Source organism: Flavobacterium sp., from assembly GCF_049318185.1.
Taxonomy (GTDB): Bacteria; Bacteroidota; Bacteroidia; order Flavobacteriales; family Flavobacteriaceae; genus Flavobacterium.
Genome location: NZ_JBMOGV010000232.1, coordinates 1 through 1,631, shown reverse-complemented (window position 1 = coordinate 1,631; position 1,631 = coordinate 1). Strand labels below are relative to the sequence as shown.

Genomic DNA, 1,631 nt, shown 5'->3' with positions numbered 1-1,631 from the left:
TACTTGCATACTTTTTTTGTGATTCATTTCGTGGTTTCAATACCCCTGCAGTTTTCTTAGCGGGCAGACGCAAGGTGTAGGGTCTGTTAAAAGCCTCCTGCCGCAATTTAAAACGGCTGGCCAGCAATCGAATAGTTTCTTTAGAAAGGCCCTTTTTATAATTCAGCATATCAGAAACCAGCCCCTCGCTTACACCTAAAAGACCGGCTACATCAACCGACTTCATGGCATGTTCTTTCATAAGCGCCTTCAATAAAGCAATAGGATCGGCTTCGGAAAAAGTGTTGTGGTCGGCATCATATTTTTCAATCAAGAGGTTAAGCAACTCAATTTCATCCTGAACGACCCTTGTTTTTTTTCCACTAACTACCAAAGCCTCCAGCAGGCTGCAATATTGTTTGTATTGTGTGGTTGTCTTAATTACTTTATAGAGTATGCCTAACATGATATTTTGTTTAATACTGATTAACTGTGTATTGCCCATTTTTACTGCAAAGCGTGTCGTAAGCCGCATGCGTTCCTATCCACTTTACATACATATAAACCCATGTTTCTCCAAAATGATAGCTACAAATCATGCGGTAAGTATTGCCGCCGATGTTAAAAACTACCCGGTAACTTCCATTGCCCAACAAATCAGCTGAACCAAAAGTCTGTTTCATATCTGCTACAGTTGTCCAATCGGCCTGCTTTACTATGGTCAACCATATTCGAAAAGAAGTCCTGCTTTGGGCGTTCTTCTTTACAAAATCTTCGATGGACTTTCTTTTGATTAGTCTAACGCGCATCCCTAACTTGTGTAAATATAGCAATAGTTCACAAAAAGTGAACTATTGCGTAGTGAAAAAATACTGATCTGCAATACTCGCACAAAATCGAGCAGACGATTAGGTAAAAACAACAAGTAATTATTCTGTTTGTGCAGGCGATTGCCGAAATTGAACAACCCAACAATCAACCCCGCACCTTTAGCATTAGGATAACTCATCGATTTTGGGCTAAAACCGAATAAAAACTGGTTAAATCAGCCGTTATTTGAGATTTTTTAGCCGTTTTTCGTCTTTTTTGCCATTTTTGGCCATGCACCTGAAAAAATTATATCGCCCATTATTTTTCATTTTTTCGACCATTTAATCGTCAAAATGGCCATTATTTGTAAAAAATAGGGTCGATTTATTATAGGCGAAAAAGCGGAAAAGATAAAAGAGCAAATCCTTGATTTTATCAAAGGCCAACCAGCAAGTACCTCACAACAGGTATTAAAATTAACTCCGAAAACAGGATCATTAGCTATTGAGAGTTATTGCAAAGAGGACGAATTTTACTGGCTGAAAAGAATATCTCACAAATATCACAAATGGAGAAATTATAGAGGCGCCCTGTTCTACCCACAATCAAACCTCATTAATTTAAAAATCTAATTAGCGGTGTCTTTTGAAATTGAATACGGAAATTCAATATGCCCTTATGAGCTTTATTTAATCAACTCAACGAAAAAGCACAATTAATACTGGCACGTGGCGTGCTGTTTTTTTATAAATTAAACCTTTCCTTACAGATATGTTTTTCCTCTTTCACTTTTTCCCCTTTCGAATTGGTGTAATAGTATACAGAAGTAGCACATTCTTTGT

General features: G+C 37.5%; 2 protein-coding genes. Both read right to left on the bottom strand.

The genetic code is table 11. The features are described from left to right. Positions 1-484, bottom strand: a 484-nt coding sequence (locus ACOYLT_RS11905) for a helix-turn-helix domain-containing protein (RefSeq protein WP_422854052.1), incomplete at its 3' end; no start/stop codon positions are given. Then, on the bottom strand, positions 456-788 hold the full coding sequence (locus ACOYLT_RS11900) for a type II toxin-antitoxin system HigB family toxin (RefSeq protein ID WP_422854051.1): 333 nt from the start codon (positions 786-788) through the stop codon (positions 456-458). The genes ACOYLT_RS11905 and ACOYLT_RS11900, both read right to left, overlap by 29 nt. Positions 789-1,631: the final 843 nt, after the last annotated feature.